Below are 18,067 nucleotides of genomic sequence, written 5' to 3' on the forward strand. Positions count from 1 at the left end.
TTCGGGCAGTTGCGCTTCGAGGACCGCACCGGCTATCAGGCGGTCTTCACCAACATCTCCGGTCTGAAGTCCGGCAACTTCGTCCGCATCGCCGGGGTGGAGGTCGGCAAGGTGGGTGACCTCACGCTGCACCGGGACGGCACAGTCACCGTCGGCTTCTCGGTGGACAAGGGTGTGCGCCTCACCGAGGGCACCAAAGCCCTTGTGCGCTACGAGAATCTGATCGGTGATCGCTACCTCGCGCTCGAGGAAGGGCCAGGTTCGCCGCGCCGGCTGCCGCCGGATGCGACGATCCCGCTGGCGCGGACGTCACCCGCGCTGGACATCGACGCGCTGATCGGGGGCTTCCGCCCGCTGTTCCGGGCGCTGGATCCCGACCAGGTCAACGCGCTGTCCGGGGAGTTGCTGCGGATCTTCCAGGGGCAGGGCGGGACGCTCTCCTCGGTGTTGGCGCAGACCTCGACGCTGACCTCCACCCTGGCGGGGCGCAGCGAGCTGATCGGTGAGCTGATCAAGAACCTGAACACCGTGCTGCACACCTTCGCCGCGCGCGACCACGAATTCTCCGACGGGCTGGACAAACTGTCCGCGTTCGTCGACGGCCTGACGCAGCGCAAGGACGACATCGCCACGGGCCTGGCCTACATCAACGCGGCCGCGGGCTCGATGACCGACCTGCTGGTGCAGGCGCGGCAGCCGATCAAGGACGTCGTGCACGAGACCGACCGGATGTCGGCCCAGGTACTGGCCGACCGGGATTACGTGGACAACCTGCTCAAGCAGCTTCCCGACACCTATCAGGTGCTGGCTCGGCAGGGGCTCAACGGCGATTACTTCGGCTTCTACTTCTGCGAGGTGTTGCTGAAGCTGAACGGCAAGGGGGGCAATCCGATTTACGTCAAGCTGCTCGGTCAGGCGAGCGGGCGGTGCACGCCGAAATGAGGCTACCGAAGCTATCGTTCGGCTCGCGAAGTCCCGTCACCATCGGCGTGATCGGCACCGCGATCTTGATCTGCGTGACCGTGGCCGCCTTCCAGTACGACAAGCTGCCGTTCGTCAAGAACACCAACGACTACGCGGCGTATTTCTCCGAAGCCGGTGGCATCAAAGTGGGTAACACCGTGCGGGTTTCCGGCATGGGTGTCGGCCGGGTCTCGATGATCCGCCTGGAAGGCACCAAGGTTCGAGTGGGCTTCACCGTCCGTAGGGGGATCGAGCTTGGTGACCGCACGGAAGCGGCGATCAAGACCGAAACGATTTTGGGCAGCAAGATGCTCGAACTCACGCCGCGCGGCCAAGGCAAGCTGGCGGGCGCGATTCCCTTGGAACGCACCACCTCGCCCTACGACCTCCCGGTCGCGCTGGGCGACCTGACCACCACGGTCAGCGGCCTGGACACCAACCAATTGTCCTCGGCGCTGACGACATTGGCCGAGACCTTCAAGGAAACGCCGGCGGATCTCAAGCCCGCGCTGCAGGGCGTGGCCCGGTTCTCGCAGACCCTCAACAACCGCGACGAGCAACTCCGCAACCTGCTGGGCAATGCCAACAAGGTCTCCGGTGTGCTGGGCCGGCGCAGTCAGCAGATCGCGGGGCTGGTGGCGAACTCCAACGCGTTGCTGGCCGCGCTGCTGGACGAACGGGATTCGCTCGACGCGCTGATGAACAACCTGACCGCGGTGTCGCACCAGATCTCGGGACTGGTCAACGAGAACCGGACCCAGCTCAAGCCCGCCCTCGACAAGCTCAACGGCGTGCTCGAGATCCTCGACAACCGCAAGGAAGACCTGCAACGGACGCTGCCGAAATTCAAGCGGTACGCGATGTCGTTTGGTGAAGTGCTGGGCTCCGGGCCGTTTTTCAAGGCGTACGTCGCCAACCTGATCCCGGGTCAGCTGGGCGGGCCGACCCTCGACGCGCGGATGTACGACCGGCCGCTGGATCCCAACCAGAAACCTCCGTCGGAGGCGGTGGACCCGCCGACCGGAACCCCGCCCGTGCCGCCGGAGAACGCGCCGCACCCCATCTGGTCCCAGCCGCCCTCACCGGGGCCGACTCCCGAGCCCGGCCCCGCGCCCGCGCAAGGTGGCGGGCAATGACGCGACGCACCCTGCGCCGGGTCACCGCCGTGACCCTGGCCGTGACGCTGGTCGTCGCGTCGTTCCTGGTCGGCAAGAAGCTCTGGAATGACGTGGAAAAGAACACCTACTCGGCGTATTTCACGGAGGCCAACGGACTGTTCGTCGGTGACGAGATCCGGATCCTCGGCGTCCCCGTCGGCGTGGTGGACAAGATCGAGCCACAACCCAACAGTTCCAAGGTGACGTTCTCCGTCGACAAGCAGTACCCGGTGCCGGCCGATGCGCGCGCGGCGATTTTGTCGCCGTCGTTGGTGACAGCTCGCGCGATCCAGCTCGTCCCGGCCTACTCCAGCGGGCCGAAACTGAGCCCGGGAGCGTCGATCCCCTTGAGCCGCACGGCGGTTCCCGTCGAATGGGACGACTTCCGCAAGCAGCTGGAGAAGCTGACCGACGCCCTGCAGCCGACGACGCCCGGCGGTGTGAACTCGGCCGGTGAATTCATCAATTCGGCGGCGGACAACCTGCGCGGCCAGGGAGACACCGCCCGGGACACGGTCATCAAGCTTTCCCAGGCCATTTCGGCGCTGGGCGACCACGCGGACGACATCTTCAGTACGGTGCGCAATCTGCAGTTGCTGGTGTCGGCGCTGTATTCGAGCAGCGACCTGCTGGCCTCCTTCAACCAGAACCTGGCCAGCGTGACGACGATCCTGACGAACAGCCCCAACGAAATCGCCAACGCGGTGAAGGGCCTCGACGGCGCCCTGGCGGATCTGCGCGACTTCCTCGCCGAGAACCGGGAATCCATGGGCGCCACGTTCGACCGGCTGAGTTCGATCACGACCGCCCTCAACGACAGCCGCGCCGACATCAAGCAAATCCTGCACGTCGTCCCGACGGTGTTCCAGAACTTCATGAACATCTATCAACCGGCGCAGAGCGCGATGACCGGCATCCTGGCGCTGAACTTGCCCAGCTGGTCGATCGCGTCGGCGATCTTGGTGCGCTCCTGGGCGAGGATCGCCAGCGCTTTGGGCACCGTCATGAGCGCCTTGTCGACCACGGGATCCTTGTCGGCGAACTGGCCGGCCAGCGAGTTGAGGTTTTCGGCGGCGGCGATGATGTCGTCGGTCTGCTCGTTGGTGCCTTTGATGAACTCGTCCAGTTGGCCGAGCAGGCTGCGCATGTCGTTTTCCCGGCCGCCGAACGCTTTGGCGATTGCCTGGTTGATCTCCTGGAGCTGTCCAATCCCGCCGCCGTTCAACAGGATCGACACCGACGCCAGGGTCTGCTCGGTGGTCGGATACATGCTCGCGCGCGACAGCGGGATCACCGAACCGTTCTGCAGTCGCCCGACCGGCGGCTCGTCCTTGGGGGGCGCGAGTTCGATGTGCATCGAGCCGAGCAGGCTCGTCTGCCCGAGCTTGGCCGTCGAATTGGCCGGCAGGTGCACGTCACCGTCGATGCGCATGGTGACCAGCGCATGCCAGTCCTGCACCTCGATCTTGGTGACGTTGCCGACGTTGACGTCGTCGACCCGGACACGGGTGTTCTGCTGGATCGTGACCACGTCGGGCAGCTGCGCCTGGATCGTGTAGGCGCCCGGCCCCCCACCCGCGGTGCCCGGGAGCTTGAACGAGTTCAGGCCCCGCCATTCACATCCGGGCAGGGCGGCGATGCAGACGACGCCGAGCGCGGCGGCCAACGCGCGCCTCATGGCGTCCCAGTCGGAAGCATCAGGTTCTGCAGGACCTGGGTCGAGCTCACGCTGTTCACCGGCTCACGCTGGGAGGGGAACCTCACCGAACTCGAGTTGCAGTGGGGACGCACGATCGGCATGCAGCCGAGCCCGGTCACCGGAGGCAACCCGCTGACCTTCCCCTATCACAACGGGGGTTACTGAATGCTGCGGCTGAACCGCCGGACGTGGATCCAGCTGGCCGTCTTGTCTTTGGTGACCGTCGTGTCTTGTGGCGCAATGGCATTCAGCTTCATGAAGCTGCCGGAGACGCTGTTCGGGATCGGGGAGTACACCGTCGCCGTCGACCTGCCCACGTCGGGCGGGCTCTACAAGACCTCGGTCGTCACCTACCGCGGCACCGACATCGGCCAGGTCAAGTCGGTCGACGTCACCGCGACGGGGGTGCGCGCGGTGCTCGCCCTGAGGTCAGGTGTCAAGGTGCCCTCGGATGTGCAGGCCTCGGTGCACAGCCGCTCGGCGATCGGTGAGCAGTACATCGACCTGACCCCGCAGCCGAACAAGGACGGGGAACATGCCCGGCCGCTGCGCGCCGGTGACGTCATCCCGGCCGGCCGCGTCGACGTTCCCGTCGATATCGGACACCTGCTCGACTTGACCAACCGTGCGCTGCAAGCGATTCCCCGCGACAACCTGCGCACGGTCCTCGACGAGACCGACCGCGCCGTCAGCGGACTCGGACCGGAGCTGTCCCGGATCGTCGACGGGTCCACGGCGCTGGCCATCGCGGGCGGGCGCACCGCCGACCCGCTCGCCGCGCTGATCGACCAGTCGCCCGCGGTGCTCAACTCCCAGGTGCAGACGTCGGACGCGATCGGGACATGGGCCAATCGCACCTCGGCCATCATGGCGCAGTTCAAGGCGCAGAACGCGGCGGTGCGAGACCTGTTGACCCAGGGCGGTTCCGGGCTGGAGGAAGGGCGCGCGCTGTTCGACCGGGTGACGCCGGCCGTGCCGGTGCTGATGGCCAACCTGGTGAGCCTCGGCGACATCGCGGTGGTCTACCGCCACGACATCGAGCAGATCCTGGTGCTCCTCCCGCAGGGCATCGCGGTGATGTCCGGGGCTCTGGTGCCCAACCTGAACAGCAAGCAGGAATACAAAGGCTTCTACCTGGATTTCAACCTCAACCTCAACCTGCCGCCACCGTGCACGACGGGTTTCCTGCCGCCCCCGCAGCGTCGCTCGCCGGCCGATGTCGACGCCCCGGACCGGCCGGCGGCGGACCTGTATTGCCGGGTCCCGCAGGATTCCGAACTCAATGTGCGCGGGGCGCGCAACATTCCCTGCGAGACGAAGCCGTGGAAGCGGGCCCCCACGGTCGAACTCTGTGAGAGCGACGAGGAGTACGTGCCGCTCAACGACGGCTACAACTGGAAGGGCGACCCGAACGCCACCTACAGCGGCCAGGGCGTGCCCCAGTATCCGCCGGGCCAGGATCCGCGACTGCCGCCGCCCCGGGGCACCGCGCCGCCGGCGCCTGCGCCGCCGCCGATCGCCGTGGCGACCTACGACCCGGCCAACGGTGACTACATAGGCCCCGATGGGCGCCGCTACACCGAGTTCGACCTGGCGCACCCGCGTGCCAAGAACTGGCAGTCACTTCTGGTGCCGCCGGCTTAAGAAAGGAGCAAGATGGCCGAAGATACTGAGAAGCCCGAAATCGCCGATACCGCTGAGGAACTCGGTGAATCAGCACCGACCGGCGCCGAACAGGCGAACGAGGCTGACGAGACCGCTGAGGACACGGCGGCTTCGAAGAACCGGCTCGCGGGCCTACGTCGCCGTGCCACCCCGCGGCTATCGCGCAACGGGCGGGCGTTGGTGGCCGGCGCCCTCGTCGTGGCGGTGCTGGCGGGATTGACCGGTTGGCTCGGCTACCGGGCCCACCAGAAGCATGAGGCCCAAGCGCAGCGGGATCTGTTCGTGCAGGTCGCCCGCCAGGGCGCCGTGAACCTCACGACCATCAACTACACCCAGGTCGACGCCGACGTGCAGCGCATTCTCGATCTGGCCACCGGGGCATTCCGCGACGACTTCGAGCAGCGATCCAAGCCGTTCATCGAAGTCGTCAAGGCGGCACAGTCCAAATCGGAAGGCACCGTGACCGATGCCGGTTTGGAGTCGCAGCGTGGCGATGCCGCGCAGGTCTTGGTCGCTGTCGCAGTGAAGTCGCGCACCGCCGGCGGCGAGGAGGCGCCGCGGGAATGGCGCATGCGCATCGAGGTTCGGTCGGTCGGTGACGACGCCAAGGTGGCGAACGTGGTGTTCGTGCCATGACGACACTCGACGAAACCGCCACGTACGACGAGGAGATCGTCGACACCGAGGCGACGCCCGCGGACGTGGCCGGTGCCGGTGAGGCATCCGACGACGAACCAGAGACCACCACGCGGGCAAGGCCACCGATCGCGTGGTCCCGTGTCCTCGCGTACGCGGTGCTACCCGCGTTGGCGCTGCTGTTGGCGCTCGCGGCGGGCTACTTCAAGTGGGCGGTGGGCTCCGCGGACGACCTCGCGCGGGCGCGCGCGGAATCGGTGCGCGTCGCCAGCGAAGACGCGGTTGCCCTGCTGTCGTACAAGGCCGAGTCGGTGGACAAAGACCTCGCCGCCGCGCGCGAGCGGCTGACGGGGGACTTCAAGGATGCCTACACGGAGCTGACCCGCCAGGTGGTCATTCCGGGTGCCAAGGAAAAGCACATCACCGCAGCCGCCAAAGTCAATGCGGCGGCACCGGTTTCGGCGACGGCAAACCACGCCGTGGTCCTGCTGTATGTCAACCAGACCGTCACGATCGGCGAGGGTGCTCCCACCGACACCCAGCCCGTTATCCGGGTGGCGTTGGAGAACGTCAACGGGCGATGGCTGGTTTCGCATTTCGACCCGGTGTGAGGGGAGTGGTCATGATCGGATGGGTGCGCGTGTTGCCCGCGGCCGTCCTTCTCGCGGGGCCGGGGCTGCTGGCGGCGCCCTCGGCGCATGCCGACAACAAGCGGCTTAACAGCGCCGTGGTCTCCGCCGTCTACACGCTGCAACATCAGGCCGGCTGCACCAACGATGTCATCAGGGACAACGGGCTCACGCTGGCCGCCCAGTGGCACGCCGACGATATGATGAACAACCGAAACATCAACGACGACATCGGATCCGACGGGTCGACGCCGCAGGACCGCGCCAACGCGGCGGGATTCCACGGTAAGGCCGCCGAGACGATCGCGATCAACCCGGCCATCGCCATCAGCAGCCTGGAACTGGTCAACCAGTGGTACTACAACCCCGACGACATGGCGATCATCCGCGACTGCGCCAACAGCTCCATGGGGGTGTGGTCGAACAACAGCATGGACCGCACCGTCGTGGTGGCCATGTACGGACAGCCGGCCCCGCGCAATCGATGACAGGTCTGGAGAGAAGGTCCCGATGAATTTCGAGCCGCCGGGCATGGAGGTCGTCGAGACCTCGCCGCGATTGACCATCGGCCAGCTCGCCGAATTGCGCGGCTTGGACCCTCAGCTGCAACTGGTCGACGTCCGCGGTCCGCACGAGACGGTGCACGGCATCATCCCGGGCGCGCGGGTGATTCCGGCCCCGGCACTGATGGATTCGCTTTCCGATCTGGATCCGGCGGTTCCGTTGGTCGTCTACTGCGGCAGCGGCCAGCGTTCCATCGCAGCCGCGAACCTGCTGCGCACCTCGGGGTTTGACGATGTTTCGGACCTGGTTGGCGGCTTCGAAGCCTGGCAGGCCGCCGGATTCCCGGTCGCCACCGGTCATGAGATCGTTGCGGACACACCGCAGGTCGGCCCCCGCGCAGCCAAAGCCCTGCTTGATGCCGGCGCCCTGCTGCTCGACGTGCGAGAGCCCGACGAATGGTGTACCGAGCACGCGCCGGCCGCGTTGCTATTGCCGGCCGGGCGCGTGCGCACTCGACAAGACGAACTACCTCGCGACCGCCGCATCGTCGTGGTGTGCCGCTCGGGCGGCCGGTCGTCCGCGGTGACGGCCTCGCTGCGCCGCTCGGGCTTCGACGCGGTGAACCTGGCGGGCGGCATGTGCGCCTGGGCCGCCGCCGGGTTGCCGGTCGTGAGTCATGGCGGTGATCCCGGATTGGTTGTGCATCGCGAGGATCCGCTCAATTGCGAGACATCGCTGCCCGAGCTGATCGGGGGCGTCGTCGTGCCCTCCGCCCATTTCTACGTCCGCAACCATTTCACGACTCCGATCTTGGATCCGCAGCGCTATGAGCTGACGGTCACCGGGCTGGTGGAGCGGCCCCTGCGCATTTGCTTGCGCGACCTACACAACATGCCGAAACTGTCGCTGCTCGCGACGCTGGAATGCGCCGGAAACGGTCGCGCACAGTTCGATCCGCCCGTTGACGGCGAGCAGTGGCGCTTCGGGGCGGCGAGCACCGCCGAATGGACCGGCGTCCCGCTGGCGGAAATCCTGGACCGGGCGGGTCTGATGCCGGACGCCCACGATGTGGTATTCCGCGGCGCCGACGCGGGTCCGGTCGACGGCAAGACGGGGCCGGTGCGGTTCGAGCGCGCCCTGTCGGTGCGGGACGCCCGTGATTCCGGCGCGCTCGTCGCGTACGCGATGAACGGCGAACCGCTGCCACTGCAGCACGGTCGTCCCGTGCGGCTGGTCGTGCCCGGTTGGTATTCCGTCGCGTCGGTCAAGTGGCTGACCGAGATCGACGTGATCGGCCATCCCTTCGAGGCGTTCTTCCAAACGCAGCGGTATCAGTACGAATGGGAGCGCGACGGCGCCGTCGTCCGTGATCCGGTCCGCCTGCAGCGCGTGCGCGCGCTGATCGCCCAGCCCGCCGACGGCACCGCGGTGCCCGCGGGGGATTTCGTCGTGCGGGGCGTCGCCTGGTCGGGCTCGGCACCCATTGACCGCGTGGACGTCCGCATCGACGACGGTCCGTGGCAGGCCGCCCGCCTGCTCGGCGAACGCCGCCGGCACAGCTGGCAGTGGTGGGAGTTGTTCACGCACTGCGCCGTTCGAGGGCCCATGACGGTCCGGGCGCGGGCCACTGACGAGGCCGGCAACACCCAACCCGAGCGACCTGAATGGAATCGGTTCGGCTACGGCGGCAACGCGATTCAGACCATCAGCGTTGAGGTGCGGTGAACGCCGCGGGCCGGCTTAGCCCCGGAGTTGCTAGCTGCTGGACATCGAGTCGGCGCCGTCCGGGTAGACGCGTCGACCGTCGGCCGCAAACTCGCAGGCGCATGAGCGACCGCTGTCCTGCGACCAGCGCCGTAGCTGCGTGCCGCGCTTGCGCATCAGATGCTGCCGGTACACCTTGTCGCGCTGCTGCGGCGAGAACGCCAGGTCCAAGTTGATCGGCAACCCGGCCCAGTCGACCTGGTCACCCTCGTCGCCTGCGGCTGCCCGTCGCAGGCGGCACCGCAACGGGCAGCCGGCCTGTCCGGTGTCCTCGAGGGGCCCATCGAAATCCAGAGCCACGCGTACGTCCCTCCTCGGCGCCACCAATGACTGAATGGTGCAGCGAGGTTGTTTCGGCGACAGGCGCGCGACGTTTCCGTCGTATTACGAGTCGGGCGGAAGGCAGGCCGCCTAGTACACGTCGCGGTGATAGCGCTTGTCGGCGCTCAACGAGCGGACGTACTCCTTCGCGGCGTCGGGCTCGAGGCGGCCGTGCTCGGCGGCGATCTCGCAGAGCGCGCGGTCGACGTCCTTGGCCATGGGATCTGCGGTGCCGCACACGTATAGTTGCGCCCCGTCCTGCAGCCAGTGCCACAGCTGGGCGCCACGCTGACGCATCAAGTGCTGCACGTACACCTTCTCGCGCTGGTCCCGGGAGAAGGCGAGGTCCAGCTCGGTGAGGAACCCGTCGCTGCGCATCTGCTCGAGCTCGTCGCGGTAGTAGTAGTCGGTGGCCGCGTGCTGTTCGCCGAAGAACAGCCAGTTGGGGCCGGTGTGGCCGAGCGCACGACGCTCCTGCAGGAAACCGCGGAACGGCGCGATGCCGGTGCCGGGCCCGACCATGATCATCGGGGTGTCGGGATCGCTGGGCGGCCGGAAGTTGCTCGATGGCTGCAGGTAGACGGCGACCCGGTCGCCGGGGGAGCGGTCCGCGAGATACGTCGAGCACACCCCGCGGCGCGGGACGCCCTGGAAGTTGTAGCGCACCGGCGACACCGTCAGATGGACTTCCCCGGGGTGCTCTTTGGGGCTCGACGAGATCGAGTACAGCCGCGGCTGAAGGCGTTTGAGGACCCGCACCCATTCGTGGGCCGACGCCGAGACCGGCAGTCGTGCCAGCAGGTCGATGGACTGGCGGCCCCATGTCCAATCGCTCAGGGCGGCTTTGTTGTCCGGCTTCAGCAGCTCGGCGAGTTTCGGGTCACCGGTGCGCTCCTGCACGAACCGCACGAGGTCCCGGCTGATGTGGGCGATCTCCAGGCGCTCGGTCAGGGCGGAGCGCAACGACATCAAGCCGTGCTCGCCGACCTCGACCGGGGTCTGCCCGTCCAGTCCGGTGACAGACAGCCATTCGTCGACCAGTTGGTCGCTGTTGCGCGGCCACACCCCCAGCGCGTCACCGGCTTCGTACTTCACGGTTTCTTCCGGCAGGTCGAAAACCAGCTGTCGCACGTCTTTTGCCGATTCCGGCCGACTCAGCACGGTGTTGCGGACCACCCCGGTGATCAGCGGGTGCTTTTTGCTGTAGGTGCCCGCTCCCGGCCGGGCGGACCGGGAGGGCGACGGGACGGTCGACGTTGCGCGCGCCGGCGCGTGCTGATCGCGGCCGACAGGCGCGGGGGCGCGGGTGAGCGCCTCCATCACCTCGCCCAGCCACTTGGCCGCGGTGTCGTCATAGTCGGGCTCACAGTCGGCCCGGTCGGCGATGCGGGTCGCGCCCAGTTCGGCGAGGCGTGTGTCGAGGCTGCGTCCGTGGCCGCAGAAATTGTCGTAGTTCGAGTCGCCGAGGGCGAGCACCGCGTAACGGGTGTCGGTCAGCCTGGCCGCGCCGTCCGCCGTCAGCGCCCGCCAGAAGCCGGCACCGTTGTCCGGCGGTTCACCGTCACCGGTGGTGCTGGTGATCAGCAGCAGTTCCCGCGTCGAGGCCAGGTCGGCCAGCGGGAAATCGTCCATGGCATGCAACGCGACCGGCAGCTCGGCGTCGCCGAGCCTTGCGGCGACATCGGCGGCGAGCTCTTCCGCGGTCCCGGTCTGCGACGCCCACAACACCACGATGGGTGCCCGTGGCGCGGGTTTGGTGTTGGGGGCCTCGGTCGTGGACTGCTTGGCGGCTCGCGCTGGAGCCGGCGCGTCATCGCGCGAGAACAGACCCGCGAGCAGACCATCCACCCATAGCCGGGTGCCGGAATCGAAAGGAGCGCTCTGGGGCAGGGTGGGCACCCCCGTCACGCGTCGCCCGGCGTCCGACCGAAGCGCGGTCAACATCCCGGCCAGGTAGGAGCGGCCGAGCTCGTCGAATTCCGGCACGGGTTTGGTTGCCACACCGAGCAAGTCGGCCAGGGCATCGACCTGTGACACGCTGATTTCCGTGACCTCCGTGGGCGCGGGTTGCGGTGAGTCGGCGTCCGCCGCCGGCTTGGCGGCCGGATCTGGCGCGGAGACAGCGACTTTCGCCAACGTGACGGCGCACGCTTTGAATTCCGGTTGGTTCGAGATGGGATCCACCGCGTCGTTGGTGACCGCGTTGATCGCCAGGTATTCGCCGAAGACGTCGTTCCAGTGGAAGGGGGCGAAGCAGTTACCGGGCCGCACCCGGTCGCTGATCGCGGCGGGCAGCACGGCGCGGCCGCGCCGGGAAGCGATCTCTGTCGCGTCGCCGTCGGCGATCTCCAGTCGTGCGGCGTCCTCGGGGTGGATTTCGATGAACGGCCCGGGGTTGAGCTTGTTGAGTTTGGCGACCTTGCCGGTCTTGGTCATCGTGTGCCACTGGTGCGGCAGGCGGCCGGTGTTCAACAGGAACGGGTAGTCGTTGTCCGGCATTTCCTCGGGCGGTAGGTGCGGGCGGGCGAAGAACACCGCGCGACCGTTCTCGGTGGGGAAGGCCAAGCGGGGTGTGCTGCCGTCCTCGCGGACCAGCCGGCTCTGACTGACCCCGTTGTTGAGGTAACGAATGGGGTTGCGGTCACCCGGGTTCTCCGGCGCGCAGGGCCACTGCAGCGGGCCCCGGCGCAGCCGCTCGTAGCTGGCTCCGCGCAGGTCATAGCCGGTCTTCGGGTTCGAGAATCGCTTGATCTCTTCGAAGACCTCCTCGGCGGAGTCGTAGCTGAAAGCGTCCGAAAAGCCCATCTCGCAGGCGATCCGGGCGATGATCTGCCAGTCGGGCAGCGCATCGCCCGGTGCCGTGACGGCGGGCTGGAACAACGTCATGTTGCGCTCGGAGTTGACCATCACGCCCTCGGCCTCCGACCACAGGGCCGCCGGCAGCAGCACGTCGGCGTATTCGTTGGTCTCGTTCTGCAGGAAGGCATCCTGGGTGATGACCAATTCCGCGCGCTCCAGCCCGGCCAGCACGGTTCGCCTATTGGCCACGGAGGCAACGGGATTGGTGCAGACAATCCAGCACGCCTTGATGTCGCCCTCGGCCATCCGGGAGAACATGTCGATGGTGCCGGCGCCGACGTCGGTGCGCAACGTTCCCTGGGGGAGGCCCCACTGGTCTTCGGTGAAGGCGCGGTCCTCTGCCGACAGGACGGAGCGCTGGCCGGGCAGACCCGGTCCCATGTAACCCATTTCGCGGCCGCCCATCGCGTTGGGCTGACCCGTGAGCGAGAAGGGGCCGCTGCCGGGTTTGCAGATCGCGCCGGTGGCCAGGTGCAGATTGCACAGGGCGTTGGTGTTCCAGGTGCCATGCGTGCTCTGGTTGAGGCCCATGGTCCAGCAGCTCACGAAGTTCTCGGCTTCACCGATCATGCGGGCCGCGGCGCGGATGTCGGCCTCGGGGATCCCGGTGATCTCGCTGACCGTGGCCGGGGGGTACTGCTCGAGGAAGCTGGGCATCACCTCCCACCCGTCGGTGAACTCGGCGATGAATTCGGGGTCGGTGCGCCCGTTTTCGACGATCAGGTGCAGCAGCCCGTTGAGCAGGGCGAGATCTGAGCCCGGAGCGATCTGAAGGAACAGGTCGGCCTTGTCCGCGGTCGCGGTGCGGCGCGGATCGACGACGATCAGCTTTGCCCCGGCCTTGACGCGGTCCATCATCCGCAGGAACAGGATGGGATGGCAGTCGGCCATGTTGGCGCCGATGACGAAGAAGACGTCGGCGTGTTCGAAGTCCTGGTATGAGCCGGGCGGCCCGTCCGCCCCCAGCGAGAGTTTGTAGCCGGAACCGGCGCTGGCCATGCACAGCCGTGAGTTCGACTCGATCTGGTTGGTGCCGATGAAGCCCTTGGTCAGCTTGTTCGCGAGGTATTGCGCCTCGATGGACATCTGTCCCGACACGTACATGGCGAAGGAATCCGGGCCGTGCGCATCGATGATCGCCCGTAACCGGCCCGCGCACTGCGTGATCGCGCTGTCCATGTCGACGGCCTCGATCGGTTCCCCGCGGTCGGCGCGCACGTGCGCCGCTTCCATCCGGCCGGGCGCCTGCAACAGGTCCGAAGTGGTGGTGCCTTTGGTGCACAACCGGCCGAAGTTAGCCGGATGTTGTTTGTCCCCAACCGACTTCGCGATGTGACGGCGACCGCTCTCGGCATCTTCTGTGACCTGCAACACCATTCCGCAGCCCACGCCACAGTATGCGCACACGGTGTTCACGGCATCGGTGTGAGACGCCATGGACTCCCTGGCCACGCACTTCCCTCCTTTGAGCGCAACAGGCTTACATCGAATGGTGCGACGAGGATGTTTCGGCACCGGGTATCCGGAGTTTCCCCCGTTTTACGGCTTCCTCTCACCGGCCAAAGCGCGTCCGTGAACTCTCGGAAAAGCCGCAAACCCCCAGGTCAGCCAGGGTCATCGTCGACCCGCTGACTCCGCTCAAGGCTACCGGGGCGGGTGGCGGCATCACCTATCGGAATGGCGTCTCCGACCAAACAAACGGCACATTCACAGCCTTCGCTAAGCTCACCGCGTGCGTCGGCTGATGGTGATCCTCTTGATCCTGCTGGCGTCCGGTTGCGGCGAGAAGCACGCCGCAGCGCCGCCGGCGCCGGCCGACAAGTGCAAGGACTCCGATGGGCCGGCGCCCGACACCGTGCAGCGCGCCATCGCGTCGGTTCCCATCACCGTCCCGGGTACCACGTGGGTGGAAATCGCTCGCGGACATGCCAGGAAGTGCCGCTTGTACTGGGTGCAGATCATCCCCACCATTGCCAGCGAATCCACCGGCCAGCAGCTGCTGTTCTTCGATCACAACACGTCGCTGGGCACGGCGACCCCGAACCCGAAGCCGTACATCACCGTGCTTCCGCCCTCCGACGACACCATCACGGTTCAGTACCAATGGTTGAAGGGCAACGATCAGCCGTGCTGCCCCACCGGTATCGGCACGGTGAAGTTCGAGATCGGCCCGGACGGCAAGCTGAGGGCGCTCGGCAAGATCCCGAATCAATGACGTTGGGCCACAAGCCGAACGCGCGCGAACCCCGCACGTTGATTGTCCGGCCCGCGTTGTGAATATTCAGACCCGAGAGCGGCTTTCGTGCGGCCAAACGGCCGAATTTCACAGGCTTTATTCAGTAGACTCTTACGCCGGGCTGCGCCATCACCGGGCGAGCCCTGTCATCCTTGACAACCAGTGCCGGCAGTGGATCCGGCGGAGGAAGGCAGGTCTCATGGGCAGCTCGCGGCGCCTCATACACTGGGACCCAGAGGATGTCGTGGCGTGGGAAGCCGGGAACAGGCTGATCGCCCGCCGGAACCTGATCTGGTCGATCGCGACCATGCACGTCGCCTTTTCCATCTGGTACCTGTGGTCGGTCATGGTGCTGTTCATGCCGGAGGACGTCTACGGGTTCACCACCGGCGACAAGCTTCTGGTGGGTGCCACCGCCGCCCTGGTCGGGGCGCTCGTGCGCATCCCGTACGCGATGGGCACGGCCAGGTTCGGCGGGCGTAACTGGGCGGTGCTGTCATCGGTCGTGCTCCTGATCCCGACCGTGGGTGCGATCGCGCTGCTGGCCCATCCCGGCCTGCCGTTGTGGCCCTATCTGGTGTGCGCGGCGCTGACGGGATTGGGCGGTGGCAACTACGCGGCGTCGCTGGCCAACGTCGAATCCTTTTATCCGCAGCGGCGCAAGGGGATGGCGCTGGGGCTCACCGGCGGGATCGGCAACCTCGGTGCCGCGGCCATCCAGGCCGTCGGCCTGGTGGTGCTGGCCACCGCAGGCCATCGGGCGCCGTACTGGGTGTGCGCCGTCTATCTGGTGCTGCTGGCCGTCGTCGGTGTCGGTGCGGCCCTGTTCATGGACAACCTCGACCATTCGATCGAGGTCGCCCACGTGCGATCCGTTCTGTCGTTTCCCGATACCTGGGCGATCTCATTCCTCTACATGTGCGCCGCGGGATCCTTCATCGGTTTCGCGTTCGCCTTCGGCCAAGTGCTGCAACACAACCTGATGGCGGCCGGGCAAAGCCACGGGCAGGCCGCGCTGCACGCCGCCGAAATCGCCTTCGTCGGACCGCTGTTGGGATCGATTGCACGGGTGGTCGGTGGCAGGCTGGGCGATCGTTTCGACGGTGGCCGCGTCACGCTGGTCGTCCTGACCGCCATGATCGCCGCCGGAGGCTTCCTGGTCGCCGTCAGCACCCATGAAGACCTCACACGCGTTCCCGGCGACCCGGTGGGGGCTTTCACGACGATCGGCTACGTCGTCGGATTCATTGCGCTGTTTATCTTTTGCGGCATCGGCAAGGGCTCGGTGTTCAAGCTCATCCCGTCGGTCGTGGCGGAGCGAAGCCGTGCGCTGGGTGTCGCCGACGCCGAGCGGCGGCACTGGGAGACCGTGCGGGCAGGAGCGCTGATCGGATTCGCCGGCTCGCTGGGCGCACTCGGGGGAGTGGTGATCAACCTGGCGCTGCGGCAGTCCTATGCCAGCGCCGACACCGAGACGCCGGCGTTCTGGTTCTTCCTGATCTGTTACGTCGCTGCTGCGATCCTGACCTGGGTCAGATACGTCGGGCCGCAACGGGACGCGGCGCGGTCGGGCTGGGAGGTGCTCGGCGAGCAGCCCGTCAGCTCGTGACCGTGTCCGTCAAGTTCTCCGGGTGCAGCATCTCGGCATAGCGCAGCTGCTCGGGGATCCCGAATCCGTCGACCAGCGTTTGCGCGTGGGGGCGCAGCGCGCGACATCGATCGTTGATGCCCCGGGTGACGGCCTTGGCGCGTTCGGTGGACAGGTACCGATGCTCGATGTACCAGGCTTTGTCGTCCTCGATCACCGACAGTGCGTACAGGTCGCAGACGATGCCCAACAACTCCCGGGCCTCCTCGTGCGGGCAGGCGTCGATGCCGGCGACGAACGCTTCGAGGATCACCCGGTCGATGTGCGCGGCCGCGGCGTGCAGCACGTGGTCCTGCACCGCGTTGAACGCGTCGAACTCCGACATCTCCTTGGATTTGGCCTGCAGCCGGCGCGCGACGGAGGCGAGGAGGTATTCCTCCCGATCCTCGAACATCTTGATCTGGGTGCCCCGGTTGAACAGGCTGCCCTCTTCCTCGCTGTCCTGCCGGGCGTCGACGATGGTTTGGATGATCGTCTCTGCCGCAGTGCGTTTGACCACGCGCTCACCGACGGTGTTGGCGGCGAAGCGGACCCATTCGACGGGGCTCATGCTGCGGATGTCGTCGGCGTAGGCCGTCAGCAGCTCCTTGGCCACCAGCTGCGTCAGGACGTGGTTGTCACCCTCGAACGTGGTGAACACGTCGGTGTCGCCGCGTAGCGCGACCAACCGGTTCTCGGCCATGTAGCCCGCGCCGCCGCAGGCCTCCCGCGCCTCCTGAATCGCCCGGGACGCGTGCCAGGTGTTGGCCGCCTTCAAGCCGGCGGCACGTGCCTCCAATTCGCGTTGCTCGTCGGCGTCGACTGCGTCGGCGGTCTGGATGTCGTGGCATTTACTGACCAGCTCGTTCTGGGCGAACTGCAGCGCGTACGACTTGGCGATCAACGGGAACAGCCGGCGCTGGTGCACCAGGTAGTCCATGATCAGCACCTCGGACTCGTCGTCGGGTGCGCTGAATTGCTTGCGCTGCAAGGCGTATCGCGTGGCGATGTCCAACGCGACGCGCGCGGCCGCGCCCGCGCTGCCGCCCACCGTGATCCGCCCGCGCACCAACGTGCCCAGCATGGTGAAGAACCGGCGGTTGGGGTTCTCGATCGGTGAGCTGTAGGTCCCGTCCGGCGCCACGTCGCCGTATTTGTTCAGCAGGTTCACCCGCGGGACGCGGACGTGGTCGAAGACGATTCGGCCGTTGTCGACCCCGGGCAGGCCGCCCTTGTACTCACAGTCCGACGTCGTCACCCCGGGCAGGTCGTTGCCGTCGGCGTCGCGGATCGGCACCAGCAGACAGTGCACGCCGTGCTGGACCGGCTCGCCGTTCTCGGTCGTGATGAGTTGCGCGAATACCGCTGCCATGGTGGCGGTTTCGGCCGCGCCGCCGATGTAATCCTTACGGGCCGTCGGCGTGGGGGAGTCGATGATGAACTCCTCCGTCGCGGGGTCATACGTCGCGGTGGTCTCCAGCGACTGCACGTCGCTGCCGTGTCCGGTCTCGGTCATCGCGAAGCAGCCCCGCAATTCCAGGCTGATGATCTTCTTGACGTATGCCTCGTGGTGGCGCTCGGTGCCGAGGTTTTCCACGGCGCCGCCGAACAGCCCCCACTGAACGCCGGCCTTCACCATCAACGACAGATCCGACATCGCGAGCATCTCGATCATCGTGATGGCGGCGCCGATGTCGCCGGTGCCGCCGTGCTCCTTGCGGAAGTTGTCGGCGGCGGCGCCGAACGCGGCCATGATCCTCATCTGCTCGGCCACCTTGGTGCGCGCGATCACGGTGTTCGGGGTGTAGTGCGGGCGGAAGAGGTCCTCACTCATGGTGGACCGCAGCTGGTTCTTGACGTCGCGCCAACGCCCGTCGAGGGCGTTGCGCAGCTGCTCGGCAATGGTTGTGCTATCTGGCGCCATAGACCGACCGTATCCCCCGGTTCGCGTTGCGTGAAACAACAACCCGATTTTCACCGAACGTGCATCCATGGCGAGGTCGAGGC

Annotated in this window: 12 protein-coding genes and 3 pseudogenes; 11 read left to right on the top strand and 4 right to left on the bottom strand. The window is 66.9% G+C overall.

Annotated features, from left to right (window positions below; translation table 11 throughout):
• From A9X04_RS04910 to A9X04_RS04920, 3 genes and pseudogenes are all read left to right on the top strand, one after another.
• A partial coding sequence (locus A9X04_RS04910) for an MCE family protein (protein WP_067918282.1) occupies positions 1-942 on the top strand: 942 nt, incomplete at its 5' end.
• A complete protein-coding gene (locus A9X04_RS04915) occupies positions 939-2,099 on the top strand; it encodes an MCE family protein (RefSeq protein WP_067918314.1) in 1,161 nt (386 codons plus the stop codon). The genes A9X04_RS04910 and A9X04_RS04915, both read left to right, overlap by 4 nt.
• Positions 2,096-3,106, top strand: a pseudogene (locus tag A9X04_RS04920) (virulence factor Mce family protein); the annotation flags it as partial. The gene A9X04_RS04915 and the pseudogene A9X04_RS04920, both read left to right, overlap by 4 nt.
• Here the strand turns inward: A9X04_RS04920 and A9X04_RS29470 are convergent.
• A pseudogene (locus A9X04_RS29470) lies at positions 3,040-3,798 on the bottom strand (MCE family protein); the annotation flags it as partial. The pseudogenes A9X04_RS04920 and A9X04_RS29470 overlap by 67 nt on opposite strands.
• Positions 3,799-3,837: 39 nt before the next feature.
• Between A9X04_RS29470 and A9X04_RS31300 the strand changes: the two are divergent.
• The 6 genes and pseudogenes from A9X04_RS31300 to A9X04_RS29475 form a co-directional block, all read left to right on the top strand.
• A pseudogene (locus tag A9X04_RS31300) lies at positions 3,838-3,984 on the top strand (mammalian cell entry protein); the annotation flags it as partial.
• Positions 3,985-5,463, top strand: coding sequence for an MCE family protein (locus A9X04_RS04925; RefSeq protein ID WP_067918284.1), 1,479 nt, complete (start codon positions 3,985-3,987; stop codon positions 5,461-5,463).
• 12 nt (positions 5,464-5,475) lie between these two features.
• On the top strand, positions 5,476-6,120 hold the full coding sequence (locus A9X04_RS04930) for an Mce protein (protein WP_067918286.1): 645 nt from the start codon (positions 5,476-5,478) through the stop codon (positions 6,118-6,120).
• Positions 6,117-6,731 (top strand): hypothetical protein, encoded by a 615-nt coding sequence (locus A9X04_RS04935; protein WP_231985662.1) that lies wholly within the window; start codon positions 6,117-6,119, stop codon positions 6,729-6,731. Before A9X04_RS04930 ends, A9X04_RS04935 begins: the two co-directional genes overlap by 4 nt.
• A gap of 11 nt (positions 6,732-6,742) precedes the next feature.
• A complete protein-coding gene (locus tag A9X04_RS04940) occupies positions 6,743-7,237 on the top strand; it encodes a CAP domain-containing protein (RefSeq protein ID WP_067918318.1) in 495 nt (164 codons plus the stop codon).
• 22 nt (positions 7,238-7,259) lie between these two features.
• Entirely contained in the window at positions 7,260-8,978 is a 1,719-nt protein-coding gene (locus A9X04_RS29475) for a molybdopterin-dependent oxidoreductase (RefSeq protein WP_082974809.1), read from the top strand.
• Between the two features lie 30 nt (positions 8,979-9,008).
• Here the strand turns inward: A9X04_RS29475 and A9X04_RS04950 are convergent, their stop codons facing one another.
• Complete coding sequence (locus A9X04_RS04950) at positions 9,009-9,317, bottom strand: hypothetical protein (protein ID WP_156752054.1); 309 nt, start codon at positions 9,315-9,317, stop codon at positions 9,009-9,011.
• A 111-nt stretch (positions 9,318-9,428) separates the two neighbouring features.
• A complete protein-coding gene (locus A9X04_RS04955; protein WP_067918324.1) occupies positions 9,429-13,634 on the bottom strand; it encodes a bifunctional nitrate reductase/sulfite reductase flavoprotein subunit alpha in 4,206 nt (1,401 codons plus the stop codon).
• Positions 13,635-13,944: 310 nt separating this feature from the next.
• Here A9X04_RS04955 and A9X04_RS04960 point away from each other — a divergent pair, with 310 nt between their 5' ends.
• Complete coding sequence (locus A9X04_RS04960) at positions 13,945-14,412, top strand: LppP/LprE family lipoprotein (RefSeq protein WP_067918326.1); 468 nt, start codon at positions 13,945-13,947, stop codon at positions 14,410-14,412.
• Between the two features lie 220 nt (positions 14,413-14,632).
• Positions 14,633-16,042: a NarK/NasA family nitrate transporter gene (locus A9X04_RS04965; RefSeq protein WP_067918287.1), complete on the top strand. Its 1,410-nt coding sequence runs from the start codon at positions 14,633-14,635 to the stop codon at positions 16,040-16,042.
• On the opposite strand, the gene A9X04_RS04970 is transcribed toward A9X04_RS04965, so the two are convergent.
• On the bottom strand, positions 16,032-17,984 hold the full coding sequence (locus A9X04_RS04970; RefSeq protein ID WP_067918288.1) for an acyl-CoA dehydrogenase: 1,953 nt from the start codon (positions 17,982-17,984) through the stop codon (positions 16,032-16,034). The genes A9X04_RS04965 and A9X04_RS04970 overlap by 11 nt on opposite strands.
• Positions 17,985-18,067: the final 83 nt, after the last annotated feature.

This window comes from Mycobacterium sp. E3247 (assembly GCF_001667785.1).
In the GTDB taxonomy this organism is placed as follows: domain Bacteria; phylum Actinomycetota; class Actinomycetes; order Mycobacteriales; family Mycobacteriaceae; genus Mycobacterium.

Bases quoted from the DNA above. Each gene is read 5' to 3' on its own strand.
- A9X04_RS04915 (WP_067918314.1), top strand. From the start codon at position 939: ATGAGGCTACCGAAGCTATCGTTCGGCTCGCGAAGTCCCGTCACCATC.
- A9X04_RS04925 (WP_067918284.1), top strand. From the start codon at position 3,985: ATGCTGCGGCTGAACCGCCGGACGTGGATCCAGCTGGCCGTCTTGTCT.
- A9X04_RS04930 (WP_067918286.1), top strand. From the start codon at position 5,476: ATGGCCGAAGATACTGAGAAGCCCGAAATCGCCGATACCGCTGAGGAA.
- A9X04_RS04935 (WP_231985662.1), top strand. From the start codon at position 6,117: ATGACGACACTCGACGAAACCGCCACGTACGACGAGGAGATCGTCGAC.
- A9X04_RS04940 (WP_067918318.1), top strand. From the start codon at position 6,743: ATGATCGGATGGGTGCGCGTGTTGCCCGCGGCCGTCCTTCTCGCGGGG.
- A9X04_RS29475 (WP_082974809.1), top strand. From the start codon at position 7,260: ATGAATTTCGAGCCGCCGGGCATGGAGGTCGTCGAGACCTCGCCGCGA.
- A9X04_RS04955 (WP_067918324.1), bottom strand. From the start codon at position 13,634: ATGGCGTCTCACACCGATGCCGTGAACACCGTGTGCGCATACTGTGGC.
- A9X04_RS04965 (WP_067918287.1), top strand. From the start codon at position 14,633: ATGGGCAGCTCGCGGCGCCTCATACACTGGGACCCAGAGGATGTCGTG.
- A9X04_RS04970 (WP_067918288.1), bottom strand. From the start codon at position 17,984: ATGGCGCCAGATAGCACAACCATTGCCGAGCAGCTGCGCAACGCCCTC.